The following is a 22,743-nucleotide window of genomic DNA, read 5'->3' as shown; positions in this document are numbered from 1 at the left end:
TCAGCCTTCCCCGTTCGGCGTTCCGGATAGCCTGGGCGGACCCCCTAGCCTGGACGCGCCCCCGCCGTCCCAGAGTCTCGTCGTGGAGGTACGTCAGTGAAGCTGCTCGTCACCGGAGGCGCCGGCTACGTCGGCAGCGTCGTCTCCGCTCTGCTGGTGGAGGCGGGGCACGAGGTCGTCGTGCTGGACGACCTGTCCACCGGGCACGCGGACGCGGTGCCCGAGGGCGCCCGGCTGGTGCGCGGCACGCTGCGCGACGCGGCGGCGGAGGTGCTCGGCGGCGGCGGGTTCGGCGCCGTGCTGCACTTCGCGGCCCGGTCGCTCGTCGGCGAGTCCGTCGAGAAGCCCGGCCTGTACTGGGACAAGAACCTCGGCGAGTCCCTCGCCCTGCTGGAGGCGATGCGCGTCGCGGGCGTGCCCCGGATCGTGTTCTCCTCGACCGCCGCGACCTACGGCGAGCCGGAGTCGACGCCGATCCTGGAGACCGACCCGACCCGTCCGACCAACCCCTACGGGGCGTCCAAGCTGGCGATCGACACGGCCCTCGCCGAGTACGCGCGGCTGCACGGCATCGGCGGGGTGTCGCTGCGGTACTTCAACGTGGCCGGCGCGCACGGGCGGCACGGCGAGCGGCACACGGTCGAGACGCACCTGATCCCGAACGTGCTGAGGATCGCGCAGGGCGGCGGCGACGCCGTGAAGATGTTCGGCGACGACTACCCGACGCCGGACGGCACCTGCGTCCGCGACTACATCCACGTGACCGACCTCGGCCGCGCCCACCTGCTCGCGCTGGACGCCTGCGAGCCCGGCCGCCACGAGATCTTCAACCTGGGCAGCGGCACCGGCAACTCCGTCCGCGAGGTCGTCGAGGTCTGCCGCGAGGTCACCGGCCGCGACATCCCCGCCGAGGTGGCGCCGCGCCGCGCCGGCGACCCGGCCGTGCTGGTCGCCTCCTCGGAGAAGATCCAGGCGCGGCTCGGCTGGAAGCCCGAGCGCGACCTGCGCGCCATGGTCGGCGACGCGTGGACCTTCCTGCGCTCCCGATGACCGGCGCGCTCAGCGAGGGCTTCGCCGAGGCGTTCGGGCGGGCCCCGGAGGGCGTGTGGCACGCGCCCGGCCGGGTCAACCTGATCGGCGAGCACACCGACTACAACGACGGCTTCGTGCTGCCGTTCGCGCTCCCGCTCGGCGTCTCGGTCGCCGCCGCCCGCCGCGACGACGGGGTGGTGGAGGTCCGCTCGCTGCAGGCCGCCACCGCCGTCACCGCGCCCGTGGACGGCGGGACGGTCGCCTCCGAGAACTGGCCCGCCGACCGGGAGTGGGCCGCGTATCCGGTCGGCGTCGCGCGCGTGCTGCGCGAGCATGGCACGGGCGGCGCGTCCCTGCTGATCGACTCCGACCTCCCGCAGGGCGCGGGCCTGTCCTCGTCCGCCGCCCTGGAGTGCGCGACGGCGCTGGCGCTGTGCGACCTGTACGGCGTGGAGATCGACCGCCCCGCGCTGGCCCGGCTGGCGCAGCGCGCCGAGAACGAGCAGGTCGGCATGCCGTGCGGCCTGATGGACCAGTCGGCGTCCCTGCTGTGCGCGCCCGGCCGCGCGCTGATGCTCGACTGCCGCAGCGGGCTGTCGTCGCAGGTCCCGTTCGACCCGGCGGCCTCGGGCATGGTCCTGCTGGTGGTCGACACGCGGGCCTCGCACGCCCTGACGGGCGGGGACTACGGGCGCCGCCGCGCGGAGTGCGAGGAGGCCGCGTCCCTCCTCGGCGTGAGCGCCCTGCGGGACGTGAAGGACCTCGCCGCCGCCCTCGCGGCGCTGCGCGACCCCGTCCTGCGCCGCCGCGTCCAGCACGTCGTCACCGAGAACCACCGCGTCGAGGCCGCCGTCGGGCTGCTGCGCGCCGGCGCCCTCCCCGAGCTCGGCGCCATGCTGAACGCCTCGCACCTGTCACTGCGCGACCAGTTCGAGGTCTCCTGGCCCGAGGCCGACGCCACCGTCGACGCCGCGGTGCGCGCGGGCGCCCGGGGCGGCCGCATGGTGGGCGGCGGCTTCGGCGGCTCCGCCATCGTCCTCACCCCGGCCGCCCGCGCCGCCACGGTGCGGGACGCGATCACGGCCGCCTACGCCAGGCGCGACTGGACGCCCCCGGAGTTCCTTGAGGCGCCCCCCTCCGAGGGCGCCCACCGCGTCAGTTGAGGGCCGCCTTGAGGTCCTTGTGGAGGCGGGCGGCCTCCTCGGCCGCGTCGGTCTCGTCCAGGGTGCTGAAGCCGTCCGCGGCGGCCGCGGCGTGGGCGGCGGCCTCGGGGAGGCGGCCGACCTGGCCGAGGACGCGGGCCTGGTCGTAGGAGACGAGGGCGGTCTCCCAGACGCGGGCGGGCTCGTTGTCCGGGGGCAGCCCGGCCAGGGCCGCGCGGGCCGCGTCCATGGCGGCGACGGCCTCGTCGGCCTCGCCGCTCCACAGCAGGCACATCGCGGCGCGGCGGCGGGTGCGGACCACCGCGTAGGGGTCGCCCGCCTTCTCGCCGGCCTCGGCCGCCTCGGCGAACCGGGCCGCGGCCTGGGCGTCCCTGTCGAGGGCGGTCAGGACGCCCCCGGCCTCCTCCAGGAAGTGCGCGACGGCGTCGTGCCGGCCGTCCCGCGCGGCGTCCCCGGCGAGGGCGGCGAACGTCGCGGCGGCGTCCTCCTCGCCCATCTCCTTCTGCGCGTGCGCGAGGATCAGGCGGCAGCGCCGGGCGGCGTCGTCGTCCAGGCCGGGCAGCGCCTCCTCGGCGGTCTCGGCGGCCTCCAGGTGGCGGCCCGCGGCCAGGTACGCGGCGGCGAGGTCCACGCGCAGGTGGACGGCCTGCTCGTGCATGCCCTCCGCCGTCCAGGCCGCGATGGCCTCGGCGAGGTCGGCGACGGCGTCCGCGGCCCGGTCGGCGGCGAGGAGCGCCAGGCCGCGGTCGCAGTGCGCCGCCGCGCGCATCGGCGACGGGGGCAGCACGGCGATCACCTCGTCGAGCAGGGCGAACACCTCCTCGTCCGGACCGCTCTCCTGGCGGGCCAGGGTGCGGGCGAGGAGGAGGCCGGGCGAGGCGACGGTCTCCGGCTCGCCGGAGGCGCGCGCCTCGTCGGCGGAGCGGCGCAGCGCCGCCACCGCGCCGCCGGTGTCGCCGGTCCGCAGGAGCGCCTGCCCCCGCAGGAACCACAGCTCGCCGGCGCGGTCGGGCGCGTCGCCGGTGTCGGCCCGGTCCAGCGCGGCGAGGGCCTCGTCCGGACGGTCCAGGGAGAGATGCGCGGTGGCGAGGCGGAGCAGCGCGGCCGTGACGTCTCCGTCCTCCCCGGGATGCGCGGAGAAGTGCTCGGCGGACGCGTTCAGCTGCTCCATGCCGCCCTCGTCGCCGAGGTCGACGCGCATCGCGCCGAGGCGGCCGAGCGCGCGGTGCCGGCGGGTCTCGTCGCCCAGCTCCGCGTAGAGCAGGGACGCCTCCTCCCAGCAGCGCGCGGCGCCCTGCCCGTCGCCCTCGACGGCGAGTTCGACGCCGCGGCCGTCGAGGCGGCGGGCCTTCTGGAAGGGCGTCGGCTCGGTGGTCTCGGCGACGGCGTCGAACCGCCGGAAGGCGGCCAGCATGCCGGGCAGGTCGCCGTCCTGGCGGCGCCGCTCGACCAGGTCGAGCAGCTCGCCGAGATCGTCCACGGACGCGAGGTCGTCCGCGGCGGCCGGGGCGGCGGCGGAGGGGGTCCGCGGGGCGGGCGCGGGGCGGCGGTGGTGGGCGGCCAGCGGCAGGAACTCGACGACCGGCTCGGCCTCCAGCGTGCCGCGCACCTCGTCGCCCTGGTGGGACGTGCCGTTGCGGGCGTCGAACCGGGCCGCCAGCTCCGTCGCGCGCTCGGCCAGCTCGGCGCGGAGTTCGGGCAGGGGCACGTCCGCCGCCGGACGGTCGTCCCCCGCCGGGCGGCGGACGGTCGCCGCGCCGTGGCCCGCCTCTTCCACCACCCGCAGCAGCAGGGCCGCCGCGGCGGAGAACTCCATGTCGGCGTGCGCGCTCGGGGCCCGGTCCAGCCAGCCGAGGTGCCGCTGCAGGATCTCCAGCCCGCGCGCCCCGTTGCCCGTCGCCGCGCAGAACTCCAGGTGCTCGGCGACGTCACCGAGGTCGGCGAGGCGCGCCCGGTGCACCCGGTAGGCGCGGCGGTGCGCGCCGGCGGCCTCCTCCAGGCGGCCCGTGCGCAGGTACACCGGCAGCAGCGCCGTCTGGATCGACTGCGGCTGCTCGTTGCAGGACAGCCGCGCGCTCAGCACGGGCGCGGCGATCTCGAACGCCTCCTCGTACCGTCCGGCCTCGACGAGGTGGCGGGCCATGCCGGTCGGGTCGCAGCCCTCGCAGTCGGACAGCTCGTCCCGCTCGGCCGCGCGCCACTTCACGAACCATTCGTGCGCCGAACCGTCGCCGATGTGCCGCGCCACCACGTTGCGGTAGTGGTACACCGCCTGGAGGCTGTGCCCACCCGCCTTGTAACGCCGCTCCATGTCGTCCAGGACGGCGTAGGCGCGGTCCAGCGGGATCTGCGGGAACGAGGTCAGGGAGCTGACCACCGCCTTCATCTGCCACAGCAGGCTGTGCGTCTCGTCGAACCGGACGGGGTCGCGGTCGTGGTCGGCCAGCGTGCGGCTGAACGTCGCGAACGCCTTCACGGGCTCGCCGCCGTACCGGTAGGCGTCGGTCAGCCTCACCCGCACGTGGAACGCCAGCACCTCGTCACCGGCCGCCTCCGCGCGGCGCAGCGCGTCCTCGATCAGGACGGTGCGGGCCTCCCCGTAGGGCAGCTCCTGCGACCGCGCCATCAGCGCGTAGACGTCATCCGTGCTCATCAGGGCCCTCCGGGGAGTGGACGGCCCACTCCAGCAGGCCGATGAAGGAGCGGTTCAGGACCGCCGTGTCGACGGGACGCAGCGGGTGGTGCCCGAGCAGCAGCGCCTGCCCGTAGAGGGCCTGGACGGCCGCCTCGACCGGTCCGCCGTCACCGAGGGACGTGACGCGCCGCGCCAGCGGGTTGCGGTGGTTCAGCACCAGCTGGGGACGGTCGGCGCTGGTGGTGGCGCCGACCGCGCCGAGCACGTCCGCCCACAGCTCGCCCGCCTCCTCCCGCGCGCGGGCCAGCTCGTCGCGGAACTGCGCGTCCCGGCTGGTCAGGTACAGCGCGGGCAGCGACGCGGGATCGAAGTCGCGGACGACGACCTCGCAGCCGAGCCGCTCCACCGCCTTCTGCGCCGCCGCCAGGAACGGCCGCAGCGCCAGCTCCGCCGCCGGGTCGACGACGCCGAACGTGGTGGTCAGCTCCGCCGCGTCCAGCCGTGCGAGCCGGATGTCGGGGTCCAGGTCCGGCAGCCGCTCGATGATCTCGGTGTCGTGGACGTAGCCCCCGTTGACCAGGCCCACGCCCTGGGCGCCCGCGACCGCCGCGAGCCGCCGGAACTCGTCCACGTCCGAGGTGAACCGGCCGCCCGGGTGGCGGCGGCGGAACTCGTGCAGGGTCATCGGCCCGGAGGACGTCTCGTACTCCAGCCACCGGTCGACGATCCGCAGCATGTCGTCGTCGTGCAGGGCCATCGCCTTGACGCCGAGCTGGTGCAGCCGCAGGAACGCCCGCAGCCGCGCCGGATCGGTCTCGGCGAGCTTCACCAGCCACTGCCGCAGCACCTCGCCGAGGCCGTGCCGCGTCGATTCGAGCAGCTCGTCCTCGTACAGGGCCTCGCGGCTCGCGGTCGGCCGCAGCTCCCCCGCGTCCACGACGCAGCGCGCGAAGAACGCCCAGTCGGGAAGGAGTCCCTCGACGCTCTCGGCCAGCAGCATCCGCTTCAGGTAGACGCGGTGCGCGGCGCGCGCGGACGGCGACACCGGCCCGGGCAGGACGAACGCGACGCCCGTCAGCCCGGCCTCCGGCACGTCGAGGTCCACGACGTCGAACGGGGTGAACCCGCAGACCTCCTCGCAGTACCGCTCCAGCGCCCGCCTGCGGTCGGCGGGGTCGCGGTAGGACGCCCGCCACGGCGGCCCGCCGCCGGTGACGGCGACGCCGTCCACGACCAGCTCGACCGGGAGGAGCGACCCGTAGGTGGCGGCCAGCTCGGCGACGACCGGCGGGCTCAGCAGCTCCGCCGAGCCCGGCCGCGCCCGCAGCGTCACCGTCGTGCCCGGCTCGTCCCGCTCGCCGGGCTCGACCCGGTAGCTGCCCTCGGAGCGGCCGGTCCACCGGACGGCTCCGCCGCCGCGCGCGGAGCGCGTCACGACCTCGATCTCGTCCGCGACGAGGAACGCCGACAGCAGCCCGATCCCGAACTGGCCGAGGAAGTCGTGGCGCGCGAATCCGAGCTCGTCCCGCTTGGACGACCGGCCGATCGTCGCGAGCAGCGTGTGGACCTCGTCCTCGGTCAGGCCGACGCCGTCGTCGTGGACGCGCAGGACGCCGCCGCCCGTCTCGATCTCGACGCGCCCGCCCGCCCCGCGCGCCGTGATCGCGTCCACCGCGTTCTGCAGCAGTTCCCGCAGGTACACACGCGGACTCGCGTAGAGGTGGCGGCTCAGCAGATCCACCACGCCCCGCAGGTCCACCTGGAACGCCTGTTCGGCCACCGGCACGCCCTCCCCGATCTTTTTCGAGCGATCACACCCTAGCGACCGATACCGACGCCTTCAGATCTTTTGTCCGCAGATCAGTGGCCCGCCGGGGCCCGGACGCGGACGAGCCCCGGACCGGGGCGCGGTCCGGGGCTCGTGACGCAGGCCCGCTCAGGGCTCGCTCAGATGCGGCTCAGGTGCGGCTCAGATGAGGCCGAGCTTGCGGACGGCCTCGCGCTCCTCCGACAGCTCCGCGACGGACGCGTCGATCCGGGCGCGGGAGAAGTCGTCGATCTCCAGGCCCTGGACGATCTCCCACTCGCCGTCCCGGGTGGTGACCGGGAAGGAGGAGATCAGGCCCTCGGGCACCCCGTGGGAGCCGTCCGACACGACCGCCATGGACGTCCAGTCGCCGTCGGCGGTGCCGTTCACCCAGGTGTGCACGTGGTCGATCGCGGCGGACGCGGCCGACGCCGCCGACGACGCGCCCCGCGCCTCGATGATCGCGGCGCCGCGCTTGGCGACGGTCGGGATGAAGTCGTTCTCCAGCCAGTTCTGGTCGTTCACCGTCTCGGCGGCGTTCCTGCCGGCGATCTCGGCGTGGAACAGGTCCGGGTACTGGGTGGCGGAGTGGTTGCCCCAGATCGTCATCTTCCGGATGTCGGCGACCGAGGCGCCCGTCTTCGCGGCCAGCTGCGCGAGGGCGCGGTTGTGGTCCAGGCGCGTCATCGCGGTGAACCGCCCGGCCGGGACGTCCGGCGCGTGCTGCTGCGCGATCAGCGCGTTGGTGTTCGCCGGGTTGCCGACCACCAGGATCCTGACGTCGTCGGCCGCGCCGGCGTTGATCGCCTCGCCCTGCGGCTTGAAGATGCCGCCGTTGGCCTCCAGCAGGTCGCCGCGCTCCATGCCCTTCGTGCGCGGGCGGGCGCCGACCAGCAGCGCGACGTTCGTCCCCTCGAACGCCCGCGCGGCGTCGTCGAAGATGTCGATGCCGGACAGCAGCGGGAACGCGCAGTCGTCCAGTTCCATCGCGGTGCCCTCGGCGGCCTTGACCGCCTGCGGGATCTCCAGCAGGCGCAGGCGTACGGGCACGTCCGCGCCGAGGAGGTGCCCGGACGCGATGCGGAACAGCAGCGCGTAGCCGATCTGGCCCGCGGCGCCGGTAACGGTAACGGTGACTGGGGTGCGAGTCATGCGTCCTTCTCCTGCTGTGACCTGACGGGGCTCAGGCGGCCATCCTTGGGGAACCCGACCGCCCGAGAGGCCGCCCGCCAGCCCTGCGTGGCGCGGGTTCTCTCGCCGTCGAGATAGTTGCGGTGCCAGGCTATCGCGCACGTCCCGCCCGCCACCGCGCAGGTGCGCCTCCCGGTGCGCGGCCCCCGTCCGGACAGGCGGAAAGCCGTCCCGGACGGATCCGGAACGGCCTTCGTCACCGCCTGCGCGAGGGGGACCGGCGCGTACTAGCCGCCGATCTTCTTCTGGAGGTTGGTGTCGAGCGCCTCCAGGAAGCCCTGCGTGGTCAGCCAGGGGGTCTCCCCGCCGACGAGCAGCGCCAGGTCCTTGGTCATCTGGCCGCTCTCGACGGTCTCGATGCAGACCTGCTCCAGCTTGCGGGCGAAGTCGATGACCTCGGGCTGGCCGTCGAGCTTGCCGCGGTGCTCCAGCCCGCGCGTCCAGGCGAAGATCGACGCGATCGGGTTGGTCGACGTCGGCTTGCCCTGCTGGTGCTGCCGGTAGTGCCGGGTCACCGTGCCGTGCGCGGCCTCCGCCTCGACGGTCTTGCCGTCGGGGGTCATGAGGACGGAGGTCATCAGGCCGAGCGAGCCGAAGCCCTGCGCGAGGGTGTCGGACTGGACGTCGCCGTCGTAGTTCTTGGCGGCCCAGACGAACCCGCCCTCCCACTTCAGCGCCGCCGCGACCATGTCGTCGATCAGCCGGTGCTCGTAGGTGAGGCCCTTGGACTCGAACTCGGCCTTGAACTCGGTCTCGTAGATCTCCTGGAAGAGGTCCTTGAACCGGCCGTCGTAGGCCTTGAGGATCGTGTTCTTCGTCGACATGTACAGCGGCATCTCGCGGCTCAGCGCGTACCGCATGCTCGTCCGGGCGAAGTCGCGGATCGAGTCGTCGTAGTTGTACATGCCCATGGCCACGCCGCCGCCGGGGAACGAGGCGATCTCGAACTCCATCGGCTCACCCTCGTTCTCGGGGGTGTAGGTGATCGTCACCTTGCCGGGGCCCGGCACGACGAAGTCGGTGGCCTTGTACTGGTCGCCGTGGGCGTGGCGGCCGATGATGATCGGCTTCGTCCAGCCGGGGACCAGGCGCGGGATGTTGGAGACGACGATCGGCTCGCGGAAGATCACACCGCCCAGGATGTTGCGGATCGTCCCGTTCGGGGACCGCCACATCTTCTTCAGGCCGAACTCCTCGACGCGCGCCTCGTCGGGGGTGATGGTCGCGCACTTCACGCCGACGCCGTGCTCCAGGATGGCCTTGGCGGCGTCGACGGTGACCTGGTCGTCCGTGGCGTCACGGTGCTCGATCCCCAGGTCGTAGTACTTCAGGTCCACATCGAGGTAAGGCAGGATCAACTGGTCCTTGATGAATTTCCAGATGATCCGCGTCATTTCGTCGCCGTCGAGTTCGACGACCGGGCCCGCTACTTTGATCTTGGGCATGCTGTTGCTGTCCCTTTCCTACACCTGGCCAGCAGTCCTTGTAAGGCTCAACTGGCTAGGCTAGCCGAGGCGGTCATGAGGTCTAGACCTGCCCTGGCCCCGAGACCCGCCGCCTCCGCCCTGACCTGCGCCGACGCGCTAGCCGGGCGGCGGCTCACCCGCCCGGGCCGAGCGCCCGGCGAGGACCAGCCGCACACCGCGCACCAGCATCGTGAGCGCGATCACCACGCCGAACGCGCCGGCGAGGACGAGCCCGGTCTTGTTCATCGGCGGGACGCTCAGCGACACGAACGCGACCATCTCGCCGAGGATGACGAGCGTCCAGCAGTCGACCGACCGGCTCCGGACGGCGAGCGAACCGAGCTGCGACTCGGGCAGCAGCAGCCGGGCGAGCGCGCCGATGAGCAGCGCGGCGGCCATCAGGCCCGAGCCCTTGCGGAAGTAGTTGAAGGCGCACAGCCCGAGCCCGGCGCCGACGCCGCTGAGCACGAGGAGGTACGGCAGCCGCGCGAGCCAGTGCGGGGCGGCGCTCCTCCGACGCGGCGCCTTGCGCCTGCGCCGGTGCACCTGGGTGCTCATGGCCCTCACGGTATAGGCAATCGGGCCCCGGCACGACATCGCGCCCCCGGCCGGCGGGAGCGAGCCGCGAGGGGACGCGAATGGGTCGGGACGGAGAGGCAAGGGAGGCGGCGGGGGAAGAGTCCGGCTTGTCACCCGCCGCCGAAATGCGGATGGGACCTATGTGCCCAAGGTGATGGCCGAGAGCCCGCAATCCCCTGCGCCATCGGTCCTACTCGCCAGTAGGAGGGTGTGACGGCATGGCACCCGGGTAACCCGGCAGACAGGGGTCGCTAACTAGCTGGGAGGACTGCCGTGGAGGGGCCGTTCATGCGGATCGAGGACAGCGGGCTGGTGGTGCCGCTGCGCCCCGACGTTACGACGGTCGGGAGAGGGAGAGGAGTGGACATCCGCCTCGACGACCCGTCTGTGTCCCGTTTGCACGCAGAGATCGTTCGACGCGGCCCGTACGTCTACGTGGTGGACATGGGCCTGTCCCGCAACGGGACGCGCGTCAACGGCCGGCCGATCGCCCGCCGTGTGCTGGAGGACGGTGACGTCGTGAGCTTCGGCACGGCGCGCTGCCGGTTGGGGGGCATCCCCCGTGAGGAGGTCGACCCGGACGTCGAACTGCGGCGCGCCGTCGCGCCCGAGCTCACCCGCCGGGAGGTCGACGTGCTGACCTCGCTGTGCCGGCCCGCCCTGTCCGACGAGGCGTTCGTGGCCCCGGCCACGGCGCGCGACATCGCCGGCGAGCTGGTCGTCACGGAGGCCGCGGTCAAGCAGCACCTGCTGCGCCTCTACCAGAAGTTCCGGATCCCCGAGGGCGCCAACCGGCGCACTCGGCTCGCCAACGAGGTCATCGCGATGGGCCTCGTCCGCCCGCTGCCGCCGGTGCACGTGCCCCAGCAGGGCCGTCCGCCGATGGACGGGCGCGTCCCCGGGGTGCGCGGCACCACCGAGACGCGCCGGCCGGGCACGACCGGCCATGCTCACGCCCCGGGCCGCCCGGCGCACAGCACGGCCGCGGGACGGAGGGCAAGCTGATGTGAGACCCGCGGTCGCCCTCCCCCGGCAGCGCAACCCGGAGGGCGATCGCTCAGCCCCCGATGCGGCCGCGCAAGTGACGGCGCGGCCCAGGGCCATGCGGGCGGGGGCCGCCACCCGGGTGCTGGTGGCGGCCCCCGCGGCGTGCCCGTCCGCGGTCGGTGCCGGTACTGCGCCTGGTCAGGCCGCCGGTCCGGTGGCCTGCTCGGCGGCCTCGACGACGTTCGCCAGGAGCATGGCGCGGGTCATCGGGCCGACGCCGCCGGGGTTGGGCGCGACCCAGCCGGCGACGTCGCGGACGTCGGCGGCGACGTCGCCGGCGAGCTTGCCGTCCACGCGGGACACGCCCACGTCCAGGACGGCGGCGCCGGGCTTGACCATGCCGGCGGTGATGAGGCCGGGGACCCCGGCCGCGGCCACGACGATGTCGGCCTTGCGGGTGTGCTCGGCGAGGTCGCGGGTGGCGGTGTGGCAGAGCGTGACGGTCGCGTTCTCGCTGCGGCGGGTCAGCAGCAGGCCGAGGGAGCGGCCGACGGTGATGCCGCGGCCGACGACGGTGACCTCGGCGCCCTTCAGCGGGACGTCGAACCGGCGCAGCAGCTCGACGATGCCCTTCGGCGTGCACGGCAGCGGGCCCGGCTGCATCAGGACGAGCCGGCCGAGGTTGGTCGGGTGCAGGCCGTCGGCGTCCTTGGCCGGGTCGATGCGCTCCAGCACGCGCTGCTCGTCCAGGCCCTTCGGGAGCGGCAGCTGGACGATGTAGCCGGTGCAGGCGGAGTCGGCGTTCAGCTCGGCGACGGCGCGCTCCACCTCGCCCTGCGAGGCGGTGGCGGGCAGGTCGCGGCGGATGCTCTCGATGCCGACCTCGGCGCAGTCGCGGTGCTTCATGTTCACGTACGAGTGGCTGCCGGGGTCGTCGCCGACCAGGACGGTGCCGAGCCCGACGGAGACGCCGCGCTCGCGGAGCGCCTCGACGCGGACCTTGAGGTTCGAGCGGATCTCGGCGGCCGTGGCCTTGCCGTCCAGAATCTGTGCCGTCATGCGTTCCTCCGGGTGATCTCGGCCGGGACCGGCCCCGGGCGCGGAGCCCGGCCTGAGGGGTCCCGGTCACCCAGGCGCGCGGTGTCCGGACTGTCGTTCGCTCCCCGGTGGTGATCCACCTTGACCGCGCCAGTCGCGTAGGCCCCCATGCTAACCGGCCGCCTGGATCCGAGGGCTCCGCGGCCTCGCGCAGAGGGCGGACGCGGGAGTGGCTTGCGAAAAAGGACGCCGAGTGGCTCTGCCGGATGCCGTCCCTGGCTCCTAGCGTGCTCCGCATGAACGACGAATGGTTCGAGCGGCCCGTCCTGACCGGGCGATACGTGCGGCTGGAGCCGCTTTCCGCCGAGCACGCGGCGGGCCTGTTCGAGGCGTGCAAGGACCCGGAGCTGTGGACCTGGATGAGCCAGCGGCAGCCGCGGAACGCCGGGGACATGCGCGCGCAGGTCGACCAGGCGCTGGCGGCCTGCGAGCGCGGGCTGCGCCTGCCCTGGGTCCAGATCGACGCGGCGACCGGCGAGGTCGCCGGGACGACGTCCTACTACGAGATCTCCCCGTCCGACCGTGGCCTGTGCATCGGCCACACCTGGATCGGGTCGCGGTGGCAGCGGACGGGGCTCAACACCGAGGCGAAGCTGCTCCTCATGGGCCGCGCGTTCGGCGACCTGGGGGCGATCAGGGTCGGCTGGCACACGCACGTCCGCAACGAGCGGTCGCGCGCGGCGATCGAGCGGCTCGGGGCGGCGTTCGAGGGCGTCCACCGCAAGCACCGGATCCGCGCGGACGGCTCGATCCGCGACACCGCCGCCTACGCGATGACGGACGACGACTGGCCCGCCGCCGAACGCGCCCTGCGCGCGAGACTGCGCTGAACGGCCCCTCAGTCCTCGGAGCGCTGGCGCCGGCCGATGAGGCGGTCGGTGCCGTGCCAGCCGAACTGGGCGGCGAGCATCGCGGCCAGGAAGGCGGCGATCAGCCCGATCACCTGCCGGGATTCCATCAGCAGCAAGTCGGCCTGGTAGACGACGCCGAGCATGAGGGACATCAGCAGATTCATCCCGCCTCCACCACGGAACGCCCGCGCCGAGGTCAAGGGAGGGTCAGGGGGGCGCGGCAGCCCCGAGGCTACCTGTGCGACGGCCGTGCGCGGTCCCGCGGCGGGAAACCGGTCACGAAAGCGCGGGTCGCGGAGGACGCGAGGGCGAGCGGGGCCGTCCCTCAGTGGATGATCGCGATGAAGATCAGGCAGCAGATGATGTTGACCATCCAGCTGTTGTTCGTCATCCACTCCCGCGCGCGGGGCATGGCGCGTTCGGCACGCCGGTGGAACAGCAGCAGGGCGAGCAGCGGCAGCGCCGCGACCAGCAGCGTCGCGCCGACGAAGACGGCCGCCGCCGCCACGCCCTCGTGGTGCTGTGCGAGGTTGGCGCCCACGGTGAGCATCACGAGGATGTCGGAGGGCATCAGGATGATCAGCAGCAGCCCGGTCTTGAAGGCCCGGCCGGGTCCGGCGCTCATCAGCGACCCGAGCCATTTGGGCGGCTCGATCGTGGCCCGCTTCACGTAGTTGCGCAGGATGGCCAGCAGCAGCAGCGCGATCAGCACGTACTGGACGATCTTTCCCACCGAGCTGTCGTCGGAGGGCTTGCCGATGTCCACGCCGCTGCCCACCAGCGCGAAGATGCCCCGCGCGACGGCGACCCCCGCGCTCGCCGAGACGGCCACGCCCGCCAGGAACGCCAGCGAGGCCCGCACCGGCCGCGGCGTCGTCACCAGGATGATCGCGGACATGATCTGGGGCCCGGCCATCATCGTGATGGCCAGCGGGAGCACCTGGAGACTCATGGCACCTCCCCGCCGTGTCTCCCGCAGCGCGGGAACCGCCCTCGTCAGGACTCACGGTAGAGGAGCCGCCGAAGGAGGACCCCCTGGTCGACGCGTTCTTGACCGGGGACTGATCCTTTCCGTACGCGGGCGCGCCGGCGGGGCGGACCCCGCCGGCGCGCCCGGCAGGACGGCGTGCCCGCGGCCTCCTAGTGGAAGAAGTGCCGGACGCCGGTGAAGTAGAGGGTGACGCCGGCCTTCTCCGCCGCGGCGATCACCTTGTCGTCGTTGACGGACCCGCCAGGCTCGACGATCGCGCGGACGCCCGCCTCGGCCAGCACCTCCAGGCCGTCCGGGAACGGGAAGAACGCGTCGGACGCGCCCACCGACGCCGCGGCGCGCTCCTGCCCGGCCCGCGCGACGGCGAGCTTGGCGGAGTCGACCCGGTTGACCTGGCCCATGCCGACGCCGACGGTCGCGCCGTCCGCGGCCAGCAGGATCGCGTTGGACTTCACCGAGCGGATCGCCCGCCACGCGAACGCCAGATCGCGCAGGGTCGCCTCGTCCGCGGCGGCGCCGGTCTTCAGCTCCCAGGCGGACGGGTCGTCGCCGCCGGCGTCCACGCGGTCCACTTCCTGCAGCAGCACGCCGCCGTCGACGCGCCGGTACTCGGCGCCGCCCGCCGGGGCGTCCGGGCAGACCAGCAGGCGGATGTTCTTGAAGCGGTCCTTCAAAACGGTCACGGCCTCGTCCTCGAAGGACGGGGCGACCAGCACCTCGGCGAAGCTCTCGGTGACCTGGCGGGCCAGGTCCGCGGTGACCGGCCGGTTCGCCGCGATCACGCCGCCGTACGCCGACACCGGGTCGCAGGCGTGCGCCTTGCGGTGCGCCTCGGCGATGTCGGCGCCGACCGCGATGCCGCACGGGTTGGCGTGCTTGATGATCGCGACGCACGGCTCGGTGAAGTCGTAGGCGGCGCGGCGCGCGGCGTCGGTGTCGACGTAGTTGTTGTAGGACATCTCCTTGCCGTAGAGCTGCTCGGCCCCGGCCAGGCCCTTCTCGCCCGGCGAGCGGTACAGGGCGGCCCGCTGGTGCGGGTTCTCGCCGTACCGCAGGGTGTTCGAGCGCTCCCACGTGGCGCCGAGGAAGTCGGGCCACCGCGTCTCGGCGGCGGTCTCGTCGGGCGCGTAGTCGCCCGCGAACCAGGAGGCCACGGCCACGTCGTAGGACGCGGTGTGCGCGAACGCCCGCGCGGCCAGGCGGCGGCGCTCCTCCAGGGTGAACCCGCCGGCCCGCACGGCGTCCAGGACCGTCCCGTAGGCGGACGGGTCCACCACGACGGACACGCTCGCGTGGTTCTTCGCGGCGGCGCGGACCATCGTGGGGCCGCCGATGTCGATCTGCTCGACGCACTCGTCCGGCGCCGCGCCCGAGTCCACCGTGTCGGCGAACGGGTACAGGTTCGCGACGACGAGGTCGAACGGCTCGACGGCCAGGTCGTCGAGCTGCTGGAGGTGGTCCTCCTTGCGCCGGTCGGCGAGCAGGCCCGCGTGCACCTTCGGGTGCAGGGTCTTGACCCGTCCGTCCAGGCACTCGGGGAACCCGGTGAGCTTCTCCACCTTCATCACCGGGACCCCGGCGGCCGAGATCCGGCCCGCCGTCGACCCGGTCGAGACGATCTCCACTCCCGCCTCGTGCAGGCCGCGGGCCAGCTCCTCCAGTCCGGACTTGTCGTACACACTGATCAGCGCGCGCTCAATCGCCACCCGACTCACCGGCCGAGCTCCCCTCTTGATTCGGACGAACCCCTGTCAGACGAACCGCTGCCGGACGAACCCGTGGCGGAGCCCTCACCGCCGGGCGCGTCCGCGCCGGTCCGGCACTTCATCGAGACCCGCCTGCCGCTCGCGGTCCATCCGTCGCGGGCCAGCCGTCCGACGACGTCGACGAGGAGCCGGCGCTCCACCTGCTTGATCCGCTCGTGCAGGGAGTCCTCGTCGTCATGCCGGCCCACGGGGACGCTCTCCTGGGCGATGACGGGTCCGGTGTCCACGCCTTCGTCGACGAAGTGAACCGTACAGCCCGTGACCTTCACCCCGTACGCCAGGGCGTCCCGTACGGCGTGCGCGCCGGGGAAGGACGGCAGCAGCGCGGGGTGGGTGTTGACCGTCCGGCCGCCGAAGCGCGCCAGGAACCGCGGGCCGAGGATCTTCATGAAGCCGGCGGACACCACGAGGTCGGGCTCGTACTCGGCGACCGTCCCGGCGAGCGCCGCGTCCCAGTCGTCCCGGGACGGGAAATCAGGTATGCAGAGGGTGAAAGTCGGCAAACCCGCCCGTTCGGCACGCTCGGTTCCGCCGATATCGGGGCGGTCCGCCCCCACGGCCACCACTTTCGCACCGTAGGCTGGATCCGCGCACGCGTCGAGCAGCGCTTGTAGGTTGGTCCCCGCGCCGGAGACGAGGACGACGAGCCGGGCGGACACCATGACTCCCCGGTGGACGTTACTGGGACGACACGAAGCCTATCGGGCGGCCCCGGCGCCGCCTCACCCCAGACCGTACGAACACCCCGCATGGAGGAGAAGAACGTGAGCGACCAGCCGGACCGTCCGGCCCAGCCCGAAGACCGCCCGGACGCGCGGCCCGCGGGAGAGCCGCCCGCGGGGCCGCGCCAGGGCGGGCGGCGCACCGGCTGGCGGGCCCTGTGGCTCGGCGGCATCGCCCTGCTGACCGCGTTCTTCTTCTACCCGCTCGGCCTGGTGCTCGGCATCGCCGCGCTGGTCGTCGGCGTCAGGGCCCGCCGGAGCGCGCGCCGCACGCACGACGCCGCCCCCGGCGCCGTCCCCGGCATCGTGCTCGGCTCGATCGGGCTGGTGTTCTCGCTGCTGTCGGTCTCCCTGACGGCGTTCCTCTGGACGGAGCTGAGCGGCTACCAGAGCTGCGTCAGCACGTCCAACACCACCACCGACAAGCAGGCGTGCCGCGCGAAGTACTACCCGAAGATCGAGAAGAAGCTCGACCTTCCCGCCGGCAGCATGGACAAGTACGGCGACCTGCTCTGACCTGCTCTGACCCGCCCTGATCGCGGCTAGAGGTCCTGGTCGGGGTCGTCGCGCAGGACGTAGATGGCGCCGCCCCGGTTCTCGGTGCGTCCCGAGTCCTCGCGGGGCGGCGGGACGGGGCGCCGCTCCTCGGCGGGCTCGTGCCCGGCGGGCTCCTCGGGCTCCAGGTGGCCCTCGACGACGATCGTGCCGTCGCCCGGCGGCGGGGGCTCGTCCTCGACGGGGCCCGGCACCGGGTCCGCCCGGCGGCGGGGCCGCCGGGGCGCGAGGACGGGCTCGGCCTCCTCGAACTCCAGCGGGTCCGGAGCGTGCGGGGCCTTCGGCGCCGGCTTGGGCGGGCCCTCCAGGCGCAGGTCGTAGTCCTCGGGGACGGGCGCCGACAGCGGCATGGCGGGCTCCGGAGCCGGTCGCACCTGCTTCTTCGGCTCGGCGGCCTTCTTCGCCGCCCTCTTCTTGGAAGGCGCCTTCGCGGCGGAGGCCTTCTTCGCCGCCCGCTTCCGGGGACCCGATCTCCTGGACGGGGCGCCCTCCGGACGCCGCAGCACCATCCAGTTCGCCACCCACGCCGCGATCGCCGCCGAGATCCCCACCTCGAGGGCGGCCAGCAGCCCCACCTGCCACGCCGACGGGCCCACGGTCGCCATCCGCCCGCCGCCGAGCGGCCCTCCGGCCAGCGCGCTCAGCAGCGCCGCGACGGCCCCGGTCAGGGCGCCCGACACGAAGCCCCACAGCGGTGCGCCCTCCGACACCGGGCTCGGCAGCGACCGGATCGTCAGGACGCCGCCCACCGCGCCCGCGACGAACGGCGCCGCCAGCGCCAGCAGCGAGATCGCGGGCGCCGGGCCCGGCTGGGGAAGGGCCGCGAGCGGCGGGAACGCGGGCACGGCGTCCAGGAACACCCCGGTCGGGGAGACGCTCGTCCCGGCGCCGACGGAGAAGCCGGGGCCGACCGCGTAGGCCATGCCCCAGATCGCCGCGTTCGGCAGGAACGCCAGCTCGACCAGCAGCAGGAGGACGCCGCCGACGGCTCCGGGGGCGAGCATGTCGTAGAGGTCGCCGGCGTCCGACAGGTGCGTGGCGAGGGACCCGCCGACGAGCAGCGCGCCCGAGGCGAGCAGCACGCTCAGCGACCCCGCCACGCCGATCACCAGGGAGCGCGGCCGCTCGGGCAGCAGCCGCAGCAGCGCGCCCAGCCCGGACCGGACGCGCCGCCCCCGGGCCTCCGCCACCACGATCGCCCGCGCCGCGCCGAGCCCGCCCGCGACGGCGGCGACGAGGAAGCACCCGACGAGCGCCTGCCACGCCGACGGCCGGACCTCCTTCGACGACGCCGCGAGCGCGAGCAGCCCGGCCAGCGCCGCGTACGGGACGGCCAGCGCGACGGCCACGTGCAGGACGGCGGTGCGCTGCCGGTGCGGCAGGCCCGCCACCCGGATCATCCACCCGCCGCCCCGGTACAGCAGGACCCCGGGCAGGACGAGCACGCCGAGCGGGAGGAGCCCGAACCGCCCCTGCCCGTAGGAGAAGCCCGCGTGGTGCGAGACCAGCCAGAAGTTCACGGCCGTCCGGAACACCCCGGCCATGCCGTGGCCGAGCGCGGTCTTCGGCGCGGCGATCCAGCCGATCAGCGTGATCGTGGTGAGCACCGCGAGCCCGATGCCGATGCACCACAGCGCCGCGACGAGCCCCGTGACGTACAGCGGCCTGGCGGGGGCGGCCGGCTTGCGGCCGCGCGCGGAGTCGGCGCCCGGCGGCGCGGCGGCCCGGCCCGCCTCGGCCGGCGGCGGCGCGGGCTTGGAGGGCGCGGGCTTGGAGGGCGCGCCCTTCGGCCCCGCACCCTTCGCCGGTGCGGCCTTCGACGGCTCCCGCTTCGCGCGCTGCCCGGGGGTCTTGTCGCTCACCGGTCCATGCTGGCACCGCGCCCGCCCCCGCAAGGCCCGCCCGCCCGGCGTGTCGCCTTTGTGATCACGCCCCGCGGCGGCGGCCGGGACGCGAAAGACGCCCGGACCGCGGGGCGGCTCGGGCGTCTTTCGGATGGTCCGGGGGGATCAGCGGTTCTGCATGATCTCCCGCATGAGGACGGCGGTCTCGCTCGGGGTCTTGCCGACCCGGACGCCGACCTTCTCCAGGGCCTCCTTCTTCGCCTGCGCGGTGCCGGCGGAGCCGGACACGATGGCGCCGGCGTGGCCCATGGTCTTGCCCTCGGGGGCGGTGAACCCGGCGACGTAGCCGACGACCGGCTTGGTCACGTGCTGCTCGATGTAGGCGGCGGCGCGCTCCTCGGCGTCGCCCCCGATCTCACCGATCATCACGATGGCGTCGGTCTCCGGGTCGTCCTGGAACGCCTGGAGCGCGTCGATGTGGGTGGTCCCGATGACGGGGTCGCCGCCGATGCCGACGCAGGTGGAGAAGCCGATGTCGCGCAGCTCGTACATCATCTGGTAGGTCAGCGTGCCCGACTTGGACACCAGGCCGATGCGGCCGGGCGTCGTGATGTCGGCCGGGATGATGCCGGCGTTCGACTTGCCGGGGGACGCGATGCCGGGGCAGTTCGGCCCGATGATCCGCGTCTTGTTCCCCTTGGACTCCGCGTACGCCCAGAAGAAGGCGGTGTCGTGCACCGGGATGCCCTCGGTGATGACGACGCAGAGCGGGATCCCGGCGTCGATCGCCTCGACCACGGCGTCCTTGGTGAACTTCGGCGGGACGAACACGACGGAGACGTCGGCGCCGGTCTCCTGCATGGCCTCCTTGACGGTGCCGAACACCGGGAGGGTCGTGCCGTCGAAGTCGACCGTCTGCCCGGCCTTGCGGGCGTTCACGCCGCCGACGACCTGGGCGCCGGAGGCGAGCATCCGGCGGCCGTGCTTGGTGCCCTCGGAGCCCGTGATGCCCTGGACGATGATCTTGCTGTTCTCGGTGAGCCAGATGGCCATTGTCATGCACCTGCCGCTGCGAGTTCGGCGGCGCGCCTGGCCGCGTCGTCCATGGTGTCGACCTGCTGGACGCCGGGCAGCGCCGCGTCGTTGAGGATCTTGCGCCCGAGTTCGGCGTTGTTGCCGTCCAGCCGGACGACGAGCGGGCGGTTGACGGTCTCGCCGCGGTCGGCCAGGAGCTTGTAGGCCGACACGATGCCGTTGGCGACGGCGTCGCAGGCGGTGATGCCGCCGAAGACGTTGACGAAGACGGACTTGACGTCGGCGTCGGACAGGACGATCTCCAGCCCGTTCGCCATCACCTCGGCGGACGCGCCGCCGCCGATGTCGAGGAAGTTCGCGGGCTTCTGGCCGTTGAACTGCTCGCCCGCGTAGGCGACCACGTCGAGGGTGGACATGACGAGCCCGGCGCCGTTGCCGATGATGCCGACGCTGCCGTCCAGCTTGACGTAGTTGAGGTCCTTGGCCTTCGCCGCCGCCTCCAGGGGGTCGGCCGCGGCCTTGTCCTCGAGCCTCTCGTGGTCGTCCTGGCGGAACGAGGCGTTGTCGTCCAGGGAGACCTTGCCGTCGAGGGCCTTCACCTGGCCGTCGGCGGTGAGGATCATCGGGTTCACCTCGACGAGGGAGGCGTCCTCGTCGGTGAACACGGCCCACAGCCGCTCGATCAGCTCGGCGGCGCCGTCGAGGGCCTCCTGCGGGAGGCGGCCCTTCTCGGCGATCTCGCGGGCCCGGGCGCGGTCGACGCCCTCCAGCGGCGAGACCGGCACCATCGCCAGCCGGTCGTGCGGCACCTCCTCGATCTCCACGCCGCCCTCGACGGAGCAGATGGACAGGAAGGTCCGGTTGGCGCGGTCGAGCAGGAAGGAGAAGTAGTACTCCTGCGCGATCGCGCTGCCCTCCTCGACCAGGACCTTGTGGACCGTGTGGCCCTTGATGTCCATGCCGAGGATCCGGCCGGCGAGCTGCTCGGCCTCGTCGGCGGAGTCGGCCAGCTTCACGCCGCCGGCCTTGCCGCGGCCCCCGGTCTTCACCTGGGCCTTGACCACGACCTTCGAGCTCCCCGCGGCGAACAGCTCCGCCGCGATGTCTCGGGCTTCCTGGGGAGTATGGGCGACCTTGCCGGTCGGCACCGGTACCCCGTACTCGGCGAAGAGTTCCTTCGCCTGATGTTCGAACAGGTCCACGAGGGCGTCCTTTTACGGATCGACTGCCAAATGTGACCACACGAGTGGGGGTTACACGGGTGTCCGTGCGGCCGGCACTCGGCGGTCCGCTCCGTCGATGCAGCCTAGTCAACCCATCCTCATGGTGAGGCCGCCGGGTCCGTATGTCACGCGGACTTCCCTTGAAGGGGAGCGCGCCGGGCGGTAGGTGTGCTCATCCTCAGGGGAGGGCACGAGTGGCTCGTGAGGAGGATGAACCGATTGACATAGTTTGATGTACTAATTCGGCGAGACGGCCAGGCGGACAGGGGGCGAACGCATGGCGATGGCTGAGAGACGCGACACATCCGTCGCGGCACCCGTCCCCGTCGCGCCCGTCATATCCGTCCCGCCGCCCGCGGGCGGGCCCACCACCCCGCGCCGCCGCGCCGCGCCGCGCGGCCGGTCGGGCGCCCGCAAGGTGCGGCGCACCGCCGGCCTGCTCATCGTGGCGGCGCTCGTCGCGACCGGCGGCGCCACCGTCCCCGAGCCGCCCGCCCCCGGCTGGGCGAGCCCCGGGCTCGTCGGCGGCGGCGGATGGCCGTTCGCGGGCGTCCCGCTGGCCCCCGACCAGGCCGAGGGGGCCTCCTACCTGCCGGGCAGCTCGGTCGTCAGGCTCCCGGACGGGCAGGTCCGGCTCGTTCCGTCCGGCGGCGAGACGCCGATCACCGTGGACGCCTCGGACCCGCGGGTGGAGCGGGCGGTCCGGTCCGACAGCGCGTGGCTGGCGCAGGGCACCGTCCCGGGTACCGCGACGGACGGCGCCTACCGCGACATGGCGACGCGCGCCCTGCTCGACCTCCGGCTCCTCACCCGCCCGAACGGCGCGTCCCTCGCGTCCTGGTACTCGAAGTGGCGGTACTGCTGGCCCCGCGACTCCGCGTTCGCCGTGGCCGCGTTCACCGTGACCGGGCATCCGGCCGAGGCGCGCCGCATCCTGTACTTCCTCGCCCGGGCGCAGCACGACGACGGCATGTGGGCCGCGCGGTACAACGCCGACGGGACGGCCGTCGCCGACGGCCGGGCCCCGCAACTGGACTCGCTCGGCTGGGTGCTGTGGTCGACGTGGTTCTACGCAGTCAGGGCCACCGACCAGGACGAGCTGCCCACGCTGTGGCCGATGGTGCGGCGCGCCGCCGACCATCTGGCGCGCTCCCTGGACGCCGAGGGGCTGCCGCCCGCCTCGTCCGACTACTGGGAACGCGACCACCGGCGCGAGCAGGACCCGCGGCGCCCGACGCTCGGCGTGGTCGGCCCCGCGCTGGCGGGGCTGCGCGCGGCGGCCGACCTCGCGCGGATGCGCGGCGAAGATGCGAAGGCGGCGCAGTGGCGGCACGCGGCGCAGCGGGTCTCGGACGCGCTGGCCAGGCAGTTCGCCCCCTACGGCTACCCGCGCTCCCCCATCCCCGGCGGGCTGATGGACACCTCGGTGACGTTCCTCGCCCCGCCGTTCGCGCCGGCCGATCCGGGGGTGACCGCCGCGATCGCGGACGCCGCGGGCAAGCAGGCGCTGCCGAACGGCGGCGTCCTGCCGGGCGAGCGCTGGTCGGGCGACCCCGACGTCGCCTGGACGCCGGAGACCGCGCTGTTCGGGTTGAACGCGGCCGCGTCGGGCCGCGAGGGCGAGGCGCTGGACCGGCTCGACTGGCTCTCCGCGCACCGCACGTCGCTGGGCGTCCTGCCGGAGAAGGTCGGCGTGACGGGCAGGCCCGCGGGCCCGGCGCCCCTGGGCTGGACGGCGTCGCTGGTCCTGCTGAGCCTCTCCGCGCTGGACCGGCCTCTCCCCGTCCCGTGACGGGGT

19 protein-coding genes and 1 riboswitch are annotated in these 22,743 nt (G+C 73.8%); of the genes, 6 read left to right on the top strand and 13 right to left on the bottom strand.

Annotated elements, in window-relative coordinates; genetic code table 11:
- Positions 1-96 precede the first annotated feature (96 nt).
- Together galE and galK are read left to right on the top strand one after the other, a co-directional pair.
- Positions 97-1,050, top strand: a complete 954-nt coding sequence (galE, locus tag AB0C84_RS13585; RefSeq protein ID WP_361065083.1) for a UDP-glucose 4-epimerase GalE — start codon at positions 97-99, stop codon at positions 1,048-1,050.
- Positions 1,047-2,195 (top strand): galactokinase, encoded by a 1,149-nt coding sequence (gene galK, locus AB0C84_RS13580; protein ID WP_361065118.1) that lies wholly within the window; start codon positions 1,047-1,049, stop codon positions 2,193-2,195. Before galE ends, galK begins: the two co-directional genes overlap by 4 nt.
- Here galK and AB0C84_RS13575 read toward each other — a convergent pair.
- From AB0C84_RS13575 to AB0C84_RS13555, 5 genes are all read right to left on the bottom strand, one after another.
- On the bottom strand, positions 2,188-4,848 hold the full coding sequence (locus AB0C84_RS13575) for a hypothetical protein (protein ID WP_361065080.1): 2,661 nt from the start codon (positions 4,846-4,848) through the stop codon (positions 2,188-2,190). The two genes, galK and AB0C84_RS13575, sit on opposite strands and share 8 nt — an antisense overlap.
- Positions 4,835-6,610: an HSP90 family protein gene (locus AB0C84_RS13570; RefSeq protein WP_258944408.1), complete on the bottom strand. Its 1,776-nt coding sequence runs from the start codon at positions 6,608-6,610 to the stop codon at positions 4,835-4,837. Before AB0C84_RS13570 ends, AB0C84_RS13575 begins: the two co-directional genes overlap by 14 nt.
- A gap of 189 nt (positions 6,611-6,799) precedes the next feature.
- Positions 6,800-7,789, bottom strand: coding sequence for a malate dehydrogenase (locus tag AB0C84_RS13565; protein WP_361065077.1), 990 nt, complete (start codon positions 7,787-7,789; stop codon positions 6,800-6,802).
- A gap of 266 nt (positions 7,790-8,055) precedes the next feature.
- On the bottom strand, positions 8,056-9,273 hold the full coding sequence (locus AB0C84_RS13560) for an NADP-dependent isocitrate dehydrogenase (protein WP_361065074.1): 1,218 nt from the start codon (positions 9,271-9,273) through the stop codon (positions 8,056-8,058).
- A gap of 138 nt (positions 9,274-9,411) precedes the next feature.
- The gene (locus AB0C84_RS13555; protein ID WP_258944410.1) at positions 9,412-9,852 is read right to left on the bottom strand and encodes a DUF3017 domain-containing protein; all 441 of its coding nucleotides are present in this window, start codon (positions 9,850-9,852) and stop codon (positions 9,412-9,414) included.
- 294 nt (positions 9,853-10,146) lie between these two features.
- On the opposite strand from AB0C84_RS13555, the gene AB0C84_RS13550 reads away from it, so the two are divergent.
- The gene (locus AB0C84_RS13550) at positions 10,147-10,878 is read left to right on the top strand and encodes an FHA domain-containing protein (protein ID WP_179846052.1); all 732 of its coding nucleotides are present in this window, start codon (positions 10,147-10,149) and stop codon (positions 10,876-10,878) included.
- A 180-nt stretch (positions 10,879-11,058) separates the two neighbouring features.
- Here AB0C84_RS13550 and AB0C84_RS13545 read toward each other — a convergent pair whose 3' ends face one another.
- Complete coding sequence (locus tag AB0C84_RS13545; protein WP_361065069.1) at positions 11,059-11,919, bottom strand: bifunctional methylenetetrahydrofolate dehydrogenase/methenyltetrahydrofolate cyclohydrolase; 861 nt, start codon at positions 11,917-11,919, stop codon at positions 11,059-11,061.
- Positions 11,920-11,980: 61 nt separating this feature from the next.
- A riboswitch (ZMP/ZTP riboswitch) is annotated at positions 11,981-12,066 on the bottom strand.
- Between the two features lie 128 nt (positions 12,067-12,194).
- Between AB0C84_RS13545 and AB0C84_RS13540 the strand changes: the two genes are divergently transcribed.
- On the top strand, positions 12,195-12,788 hold the full coding sequence (locus AB0C84_RS13540; RefSeq protein WP_361065067.1) for a GNAT family N-acetyltransferase: 594 nt from the start codon (positions 12,195-12,197) through the stop codon (positions 12,786-12,788).
- An 8-nt stretch (positions 12,789-12,796) separates the two neighbouring features.
- Here AB0C84_RS13540 and AB0C84_RS13535 read toward each other — a convergent pair whose 3' ends face one another.
- The 4 genes from AB0C84_RS13535 to purN form a co-directional block, all read right to left on the bottom strand.
- On the bottom strand, positions 12,797-12,973 hold the full coding sequence (locus tag AB0C84_RS13535; protein ID WP_361065064.1) for a hypothetical protein: 177 nt from the start codon (positions 12,971-12,973) through the stop codon (positions 12,797-12,799).
- A gap of 161 nt (positions 12,974-13,134) precedes the next feature.
- Positions 13,135-13,761, bottom strand: a complete 627-nt coding sequence (locus AB0C84_RS13530) for a GAP family protein (protein ID WP_361065061.1) — start codon at positions 13,759-13,761, stop codon at positions 13,135-13,137.
- Between the two features lie 188 nt (positions 13,762-13,949).
- The gene (purH, locus tag AB0C84_RS13525; RefSeq protein ID WP_258943880.1) at positions 13,950-15,515 is read right to left on the bottom strand and encodes a bifunctional phosphoribosylaminoimidazolecarboxamide formyltransferase/IMP cyclohydrolase; all 1,566 of its coding nucleotides are present in this window, start codon (positions 15,513-15,515) and stop codon (positions 13,950-13,952) included.
- On the bottom strand, positions 15,512-16,228 hold the full coding sequence (gene purN, locus AB0C84_RS13520; protein WP_179846046.1) for a phosphoribosylglycinamide formyltransferase: 717 nt from the start codon (positions 16,226-16,228) through the stop codon (positions 15,512-15,514). The genes purH and purN overlap by 4 nt, the downstream gene beginning before the upstream one ends.
- A 102-nt stretch (positions 16,229-16,330) precedes the next feature.
- On the opposite strand from purN, the gene AB0C84_RS13515 reads away from it, so the two are divergent.
- Entirely contained in the window at positions 16,331-16,804 is a 474-nt protein-coding gene (locus tag AB0C84_RS13515) for a DUF4190 domain-containing protein (protein ID WP_361065056.1), read from the top strand.
- 26 nt (positions 16,805-16,830) lie between these two features.
- Here AB0C84_RS13515 and AB0C84_RS13510 read toward each other — a convergent pair whose 3' ends face one another.
- From AB0C84_RS13510 to sucC, 3 genes are all read right to left on the bottom strand, one after another.
- Positions 16,831-18,705: a DUF6350 family protein gene (locus tag AB0C84_RS13510; protein ID WP_361065053.1), complete on the bottom strand. Its 1,875-nt coding sequence runs from the start codon at positions 18,703-18,705 to the stop codon at positions 16,831-16,833.
- Positions 18,706-18,852: 147 nt separating this feature from the next.
- The gene (sucD, locus tag AB0C84_RS13505) at positions 18,853-19,740 is read right to left on the bottom strand and encodes a succinate--CoA ligase subunit alpha (RefSeq protein WP_179846044.1); all 888 of its coding nucleotides are present in this window, start codon (positions 19,738-19,740) and stop codon (positions 18,853-18,855) included.
- A 2-nt stretch (positions 19,741-19,742) separates the two neighbouring features.
- A complete protein-coding gene (sucC, locus tag AB0C84_RS13500; protein WP_361065050.1) occupies positions 19,743-20,924 on the bottom strand; it encodes an ADP-forming succinate--CoA ligase subunit beta in 1,182 nt (393 codons plus the stop codon).
- A 298-nt stretch (positions 20,925-21,222) separates the two neighbouring features.
- On the opposite strand from sucC, the gene AB0C84_RS13495 reads away from it, so the two are divergent.
- Positions 21,223-22,737, top strand: coding sequence for a glycoside hydrolase family 15 protein (locus AB0C84_RS13495; RefSeq protein WP_361065047.1), 1,515 nt, complete (start codon positions 21,223-21,225; stop codon positions 22,735-22,737).
- The last annotated feature ends 6 nt before the right edge of the window (positions 22,738-22,743 follow it).

The sequence above is a fragment of the Actinomadura sp. NPDC048955 genome (genome assembly GCF_040649435.1).
Classification (GTDB): Bacteria; Actinomycetota; Actinomycetes; order Streptosporangiales; family Streptosporangiaceae; genus Spirillospora; species Spirillospora luteofluorescens.
The sequence above is the reverse complement of the archived record's forward strand: the minus strand, read 5'-3'. Positions and strand labels throughout refer to the sequence as shown.